We start from the raw sequence: 8,124 nt of genomic DNA, 5'->3' as shown, positions 1-8,124 counted from the left end.
AATGAAGCCAGACAAAATATTCAATAATGTCGTTTTACCACTACCGGTACCGCCAGAAATTAGAATGTTTAACTTACCTAATACGGTGGCTTGGATAAAATCTGCCATAGGTTGCGTCATTGAGCCGTAGTCGATGAGTTGCTGTACTTGTAATTTATCCACTGTGAAACGACGAATTGATAGTGCAGGCCCATCGAGTGCAAGTGGTGGGATGATTGCATTAATACGGCTACCATCTTTAAGTCTTGCATCAACCATGGGGGATGATTCATCGATTCTTCGTCCTACACCAGACACAATGCGGTCAATAATATTCAATAAATGTTTATCGTCATAGAATTGAACGGATACTTGTTCTAATTTACCCGCACGCTCGACAAATATTCGATCGTAACTGTTTACGAGAATATCTGCGATTGTCGGGTCTTCTAGCAATGTTTCGAGTGGCCCTAAACCGAGTATTTCATCAGTAATCAATTTAATGAGAATATGCCTAACGTCGAGACTAATCGGTCGTGTTTGTTTATTCAGTAACTGGTAACAAGAATTGGCTATTTTTTCTTTTGCGACATCTGCAGGTAAGGTTTCGAGTACTGAGAGATCAAGTTGAGTTAATAATTGACCAAATATCTCTTGTTTGGTCTCCATGTCATCACTTGTTAAGGTGCTAAAAGGATCATGTGCTTGGTTGTTGACAAATTCCATTATAGTCTCCGAAATATTTTATTTAGTAAGGTTGTTTTAACAGGGATATCAATAGGAAATAAGTCCCCAATGATTTGTGATATCTCATCCTGTATTGCTTTATGATCAGCTACTTTTAAAAGTGGCGAGCCTGAATCAATGCCTGCATTTGCTAGTTGATAATTGTTACTAACAACATATAACTTATCGATGCCTAATACCTTTTTTATATCATCGAGAGATATATTGCTGTTTTTAGTTGAATAGCGGTTAACGATAATATGTAATTTCTCAACATCGATACCAAGGTGCTGAGTTAATTGCTGAATTAACATTTTGGTTTCGCGTAAACTTAGAATATTTTGTTGTACTACGATTAGAATTTTAGATGATAAATTCAATAATGGGATGGTGAATTTCTCAACTCCGCGGGATAAATCGACTAATACAAGATCGTGATTTAATTTAACTTTCCAAACAAGTTGGTCTAAATAGCCCAGTGTTTGTGGATTCGTATTGAGTTGAGTGTAGGGTTTACACGCTAACAGACTCAAATTATCTCTTTTTAACATCATTGATTTGATGGCAGTATTATCTAACTTATCTAATTCATTTAAGGCATCGGTTAAATAATAATTGGCATCAAAATTAAATGTATCGGTAAGCGACCCGTAATTTAAATCGGCATCTATGATGGCTATTTCTTCATTTGAAATATTGGCACTAATTTCACCTAAACAACTGGTTATAAAGCTGGCTCCGGAGCCTGACTTACCGTTGATAACTGTGTATAACGGTGCGATTTTACTTGCTTGCATTAATTCATTCGAAGCATTAATTAGTGAATGGATCAACTCCAGTTCTAGATTTTGCTGAGAAATAATCTCTTTTACTTTGAAGTGCACCGCGGTACGAATGAGATCGTTACTAATGTTGTCTGAAACTAAGATGAAATCAATGTCATGTTTCGCAATTGCTTTAATATCGCTTTTTACTTGCTGATCGTTGTTATCTAATAGGACGATAACCAAATTATGATTCTTTAAGTTATTGTCCAGTGTCGTGCAATAATCTACTTTTAGATTTGTAACCGCAGCTAAGTACGTAGATAAGTCCTGGCGCATTGTCGGGTTTTGGCAAACGACTAAACAATTTAGTGGAAAAGGCAATGTTTGTGGATCTCGATCTATCGGGACGGAGTGGCTTTCACTAAATCCAATGATATTGTTTGAATTTTGGTTGTTCATTTGTGATTCCTTACCAATAAATAGTTAATTGTCTTTTATCGACATCATGTTGGTGTACATAAAGTTGTCGTAAGGGGAGTGACACCTAAACTTTCACGTGGCAGTGTTGTTGAGAATGAGGGTGAATCTAACGTTAGAGATAATCCCGGAATTAATAAGCTGTGCTGATAATTTACAATATCTACTTTGACAAACTCAATAAAATTAGTGTCAATAGAACTTAGGACTTGAGTTCCGTCATCCTTCAGGTATTGAATTTGTAAATTGGATGCCGAAAGATCCGAAATTATCGTATTGTTATTAAATAGAGCTGTAGATATCATGTCATCAAACGCGGCAACATTGGCTGTATCTAAATAACAAACCGTTGCTAATCTAGCCCCACGCCGTGTGACTTCGGTTAGTACATTCCACACAAAAAATAATCGGCCAATTTCCAAAACAGCGAATAAAAGTAAGAAAAATAAGCTACCAACGATGGCAAACTCGACAGCGTATAACCCTTGTTGTTTACTGTGATTACTTTTGATCATTAGAACGCCCTCATTGTATAGGTTGATATGAGTGGGAAACTTATATCCATATCGCTACCTAAGCCAAAACTGGTGAACATGTCTGCAAATAAAGGCTGCCATGGGTAAGAGACATTAATGGTGACAAATTCACCTGATAAACTTAAGCCTATAGTGCTCGACGTTAAATTAGGTAGTAGGGGGGTTACTGAGTTTGGACTACCATATTTTATATAGGTGATGACTTTAGTTTCTATACCTTGCTTTATTTCATATATACCTGTGCCAAGTTTGGCATTGCCTGCCAGATAACGTGAAGCGTTTCGGACTGTTTTATTAAGGGCGTTATATTGATAGAGTAACCGACCAAATTCAGCAGTAGCGAAAATCAACAGCAATAGGAACGGTAGGACCATCGTAAACTCAATTGCTGCAAATCCTTGCTCATTCTTTCCTTTTGTACATTTATTGTTGCTTCTGGACTGATGCATAGTCCCTCCTAAGAATCAGAACTTCCTGGTACATGAAATAATACAATTTTATACGGGCCGTCGTTGTCTACAGGGGTAATGGAAGGATTTCCGCTATCAGTACAATTGCCACCACTATTAATAAATTCACCAATTACATAGGACGTAGTACCTGTTGTACCCGCTTTTTGAGTCATAAAGAAACAACCAATATCAAGAAAGTCCAATTGATTTTTACCATTTGCATTACCATCGCATGTCGCGATAACAACTTGCAAAATACGCCGTCCATAACCGGCTTTTTGAACTCCAGCCACGGAATCAGCAATGATGTCTCCACCTGCTATTGGGTTCGTTGCAGCGCATGAACCACTCGCGCCATTTTTATCATAGTCGTCGTAGGTATATGCTTTTGAACCGGCATCGGCTGCGATCTCGCCATCTTCAAGTGTAATTGTGTTGCCTTCACAAATATTTGTGTCCCTTAAATGATCTGTTGAATTTACCTTACCATCCCATACGCCCATGCGTGTATTTAAGCCTTGCGCGACTGGACCTACATTATTCCCTGGCTTTGTTTCTACCGATTGGTTGCCCACTCCTGCGGTAAAGCAGACTGTCGCAGCATCTGCTCCTCCTGCCATACCGGTCCGAATACCATTAGCCCCATTCATCCCTGGGAAATCAAGTAATTGGAAGTTACCAGGGCCGATAGGTGTGTCTTGCTTTGAACCAATTTTCATCATGTTCAAACTGTATTCTTTTAAACCATATTCATTAGCACCACCAACATTAGCGTTCGCAGTGTCAGCACAAACGACCATAGGAACGAGGTCTTGATAACAATTGCTTATATCTGAGCTTGGGCCTGATAGTGCGGTTGCTGAAACTTGTTTATTAAAATTGAAAACATCAGCGAGGAAATTATCGAGGTTTAAGTTTGATAAAGATACTTTGACATACTTTGCGCTTTCATCATTATCTTGAATAAATGGATCAGGCTGTTGCGAAAACTCTACATTTAGCTGAGTTGTCATTTGATCTAGGGTATTATCTACGCTGGAGATATCAATTGAAGCTGCTAATTCATGGTGGTCGTTATGTGCAATGTTTAATTGGATCAAGGCGACGACAGCTGCTCTAGCTTGCTCATGAGTAGCGCCTTCGTCTAGTTCTGATGCAGCATGTAAAGCTGCTGCATCGACTAAATTTTGCAATTTCCCCTTGTTTAGTAATAAATGGCCGCCATCCAGCGCGAGCGAAGCCATAGAAATAAGTGCGAATAATCCCAGAGTGAACATAATGAGTACGTTACCACTCTGGTTACGTTTTAAGATGTGATTGGTTTTATTGCACATAAATATAGCCTTTCTATTTACTTTCAGATACCTGTGAAATATTACGAGCTGATTTAGCCTCGTAAGCACTTTTATGGTACGACGATATGACTTTCTCGCCGTACTTGCCTTCAATAGCATTGGTTATGCCATCATTTTTTGCTGGGGCATCAGGGTCAAGAATTTGTATATCTTTGACATATTCTGTAGATGCGGACAATTCGTAATTTGGTTCTTGTACGCAACCGAATAAGAACTGACTGCAGAACAATATTAAGCTTAAACATTTCATCATAAATCCTCTTAATCCTATCTTTCGCTATAAACAAATCATGAATTATCAGCTAATTGAGAGTATGGCCGTACTGCTGCTCTGTACCTCCTGAATTTGGCACGATACTTGACGGTGTTTCTGAAGTTTGATTTGGGTTCTTTGTCTGTGAGTCTTTGTCTTGTTGTGTCATTTTACCGAGTAAGTAAAATTCCATATCAGACACGGGCACAAAACCATCGGTAGGCAAGATCATGCCATCTTTATTAAATGGTCTGACTAAACGAGGTGTTACCATAATAACCAGTTCAGTTTGGCCACTAATGTACTCTTGACTGGTGAACAATTGACCTAAAATAGGAATGTCACCTAGTCCTGGGAATTTGGTTACTGATTCACGGAGATTGTCACTGAGTAATCCACCAATAACGATAGTCTGACCATCCCCAAGTTCAACGGTTGTTGCAGTTGTTCTTTTGACTAGGGAGGGGGTTATAGTCGTTGTCCCCGTTTCTAATGCTGAGATAGCGACACTATTTGTGTTACTGAGTTCACTGACTAGTACTTTAAGGTTTAGGTTTATTTTACCGGAATCAAGTACTGTCGGTACAAAGCTAACCCCAACACCAAAGTCGCGATAATCAATGGTAATACCATCATCACTTGCAACGGGCACCGGGTACTCACCACCAGATAAGAACTCAGCCGATTGGCCGCTAAGGGCTGTTAGGTTCGGTTCTGCAAGAACTTTAGCTAAACCTTTACTTTTTGCTACATCAAAAGCAACACTAAACAACATGTCACCAGTTAGATAGCGAGCAAAAATATTAGTGTCTATGCCACCCAAGATACTTGTTGGTACATTACCTGTGCCAGTACCTATACCCACAAAACCATCTGAGCCATAACCCCCGATCACTGTATTACCGTCCAAATTACGTCCTATCTCTGTACTTACTTCAGCTACAGTCACTTCTAACATGACTTGTTGACCACCACCGACAGACATCATATTAACAACAGTGCTGTTACCGTCGTCCACGTCGGCTGCGGTTGCGTAACCTTGGGCAATTTCTACTGCAGTATTCATTTTAATGAGTGATGAAACTTGGCCACTGACCACTAATTGCCCTTGTGACGTTTCTACCCCGATGTCTTCATTTGGTAAATACTTGTGCAGACGTTTTCTAAGGCTATTTAAGTCATGAGTAACCTCTAGATTTTGCACATCAACAAGGTTGTCATCTTTATCCCAGACCATCATGTTTGTTGTGCCTAATTTTTTACCGACTATATATAGCTCGCTACTGCGCAAAATTAATATATCTGCAATAGCAGGGTTGCCTACGGATACCCGATGGATAGCCTGATCCATTTGTAAATTTTTAGATTTGAAAATCGGAATCCTAACACTATCATCATCTAATGCAGTTGGTCCGCCAGCTAAAACTGTACTGGCTACGATAAAATTGGTTATCAAAATTAAGACAACTAACGTCCATTGCTTAGATTTAGTTTTATAAAAATGAGAGTTCATATTCATATGCATCACCTGTTTAGTCGAATTACTAAATTTTAAGTTGGACTGACTCTTGGGTTGTACCACGGATTATTTCGACTTTATGTTTACTGGTTTTTTGTTTAATCGGACGTGGTTTAAATGCTGGCGCTGCTATCTCAATGACTTCATTGATGTCAACGTCATCATTACGGGCAAAATCTATAGCATCACTGTCTGTTGGATTTCGTAGTGCAAGCTGTAACCGCCCTTTGTTACGGGCTGTCATTAATATTTCGGCTTGGTCTAGATTGACTTCAACGGTGATAGCACGCACGAGTTGAGGTTTGTTTTCGCTGGTTGAGGTTGCGGCACGTTGGTCAATTGCTAAGATCTTAATATTACTTAGAATGACTTCTGTAGTTGCAGAACCAGAGTTACCGGTACTGGTATTCAAAATATCGACTCGGTTACCGGGTAGTAAGAAACCTGCAACACCTACAACATCATCAACACGGATAGATACCGCCCGCATATTTTCCGCAATAAGACTTGCGAGAGTACTGCCTTCACCTTTAACGAGTAACCTTTCTAACCTGATGATGTCATCTATATAAATTGTATCTTTGGCGATCATGCCATATATTTCATCCGGATCACCGATCGTATTTTCAGGCGACATAGATGCGGGTAAAACTTTCAGTTCAATATGTTTGGGTTCTATGACCGTACCTATGGGGATAACCATGGTAGAAAAGGCGATATAAACTTGGTTCTCTGGAGCGGCTGCTTTATTAGTATCTAACCAACTTTGTGCGATTAAAATAGCGCCAACTCCAAACATAATCGAGACTGAGACTGAGATTAAGGTTTTTTTATTCATGTTATTTACCTCTAATATTATTAGCTTTGACTAACAAAATAGTGTTTCCAAGCGATGTCGATTAAGTTTTCTTGGACTTGGTTTTGTAGCTCATTAAATTTAACCTGATCACTTATGATACTGAGCAAATCGCGGGGATAGCAGGGGAGGAAAGGCTTGTTAGTATTATAGTGATATGTCGTTAACAGATAATTAAAAGTTTCATCTGAACAAGTTAAGTTAAAACCTTCGCAAACACTAAACCAAAGCTTCTTATAACTATCCACTTCTAAAGGCTGAAATTCAATTTTGTACCCTAAGCGGCGTAAAAATGCTTCATCAACGAGTTCCGCTGGATTTAGATTGGTTGAAAACAATAAAATAAGTTCGAATGGTATTTCAAAGTGAACACCGTTGGGCAAGAATAAAAAATCTCTTCGTTCTTCGAGTGGAATTATCCAGCGATTAAATAAGGCGAGCGGACTCATTTTTTGACGGCCGAGATCATCCAATAATAAGATACCGTTATTTGCTTTTAGCTGTAGAGGTGCTTTATAGGTACAACTGCTTGAGTCGTAATTAACCTCTAACATATCTTCGGTAAGTTCCCCACCAGTAACGATTAATGGACGCTGACATAAACGCCAACGAGGGTCATGTCCTCGGTCAAGGCTAAATAATGCGTCTGCTGATGGTTCATTGTCTTCTTGTGTACTAAGAACATGTACCTGTGGGTCATATACTTGAATGATATTACCGCTTATTTCAATTGCAGAGGGGATTAATACATCATCGCCGAATAACAAGTTCAAGTTACGACAAAGGTAACTTTTACCAACACCTGGCATGCCATAAATTAATATCGGTTTATTGGAATTTAACGCAGGGCCTATGGCAGAGGTTAACGCTTCTGAAAACATTAAATCTGCAAATCTAGCTTGCATGCGTTGCTTGGTAATTTGAGTGTTGCGACTGGTTTGCTTAAGTACAATATCGACGTATTGTGCTAATGGAACGGGCACCACACTGCTATAACCACTCGTTGCTAACGCTTTTTCAGCTTCATGTTCACCAATATTAGATAAGGCGTAGCGCATTTGACCATTTGCTAAACTTTGCCTATTTTCTATTAAAGCAGATTCTTTTGCTAAATCGATAAGGATTTGTACTATGCCGCCACTCAAGGCTAATGCACCTGCAAGTTCTCGTATCGTAGCAACGTGAAGCGTGTGAATATGCTTGA

9 protein-coding genes are annotated in these 8,124 nt (G+C 39.2%); all 9 read right to left on the bottom strand.

Annotation, left to right across the window (positions count from 1 at the left end):
- Positions 1-705: CpaF family protein (locus QNK26_RS14340; protein WP_319224167.1), on the bottom strand; the 705-nt coding region annotated here is incomplete at its 3' end.
- Entirely contained in the window at positions 705-1,931 is a 1,227-nt protein-coding gene (locus QNK26_RS14335) for a hypothetical protein (protein WP_319224164.1), read from the bottom strand. The genes QNK26_RS14340 and QNK26_RS14335, both read right to left, overlap by 1 nt.
- Positions 1,932-1,975: 44 nt before the next feature.
- Positions 1,976-2,464, bottom strand: a complete 489-nt coding sequence (locus tag QNK26_RS14330; RefSeq protein ID WP_319224163.1) for a TadE family protein — start codon at positions 2,462-2,464, stop codon at positions 1,976-1,978.
- On the bottom strand, positions 2,464-2,934 hold the full coding sequence (locus tag QNK26_RS14325) for a TadE/TadG family type IV pilus assembly protein (protein ID WP_319224160.1): 471 nt from the start codon (positions 2,932-2,934) through the stop codon (positions 2,464-2,466). Before QNK26_RS14325 ends, QNK26_RS14330 begins: the two co-directional genes overlap by 1 nt.
- Positions 2,935-2,942: 8 nt before the next feature.
- On the bottom strand, positions 2,943-4,271 hold the full coding sequence (locus tag QNK26_RS14320; RefSeq protein ID WP_319224158.1) for a TadE/TadG family type IV pilus assembly protein: 1,329 nt from the start codon (positions 4,269-4,271) through the stop codon (positions 2,943-2,945).
- A 13-nt stretch (positions 4,272-4,284) separates the two neighbouring features.
- Positions 4,285-4,545 (bottom strand): hypothetical protein, encoded by a 261-nt coding sequence (locus tag QNK26_RS14315; RefSeq protein ID WP_319224156.1) that lies wholly within the window; start codon positions 4,543-4,545, stop codon positions 4,285-4,287.
- Positions 4,546-4,594: 49 nt separating this feature from the next.
- Positions 4,595-6,064: a type II and III secretion system protein family protein gene (locus QNK26_RS14310; RefSeq protein WP_319224153.1), complete on the bottom strand. Its 1,470-nt coding sequence runs from the start codon at positions 6,062-6,064 to the stop codon at positions 4,595-4,597.
- Between the two features lie 25 nt (positions 6,065-6,089).
- Positions 6,090-6,902: a Flp pilus assembly protein CpaB gene (gene cpaB / locus QNK26_RS14305; protein WP_319224150.1), complete on the bottom strand. Its 813-nt coding sequence runs from the start codon at positions 6,900-6,902 to the stop codon at positions 6,090-6,092.
- A gap of 20 nt (positions 6,903-6,922) precedes the next feature.
- Positions 6,923-8,124 (bottom strand): AAA family ATPase (locus QNK26_RS14300; protein ID WP_319224146.1); only part of this gene is annotated, 1,202 nt, incomplete at its 5' end.

The sequence above is a fragment of the Moritella sp. genome (assembly GCF_033791185.1).
Classification (GTDB): Bacteria; Pseudomonadota; Gammaproteobacteria; order Enterobacterales; family Moritellaceae; genus Moritella.
The sequence above is the reverse complement of the archived record's forward strand: the minus strand, read 5'-3'. Positions and strand labels throughout refer to the sequence as shown.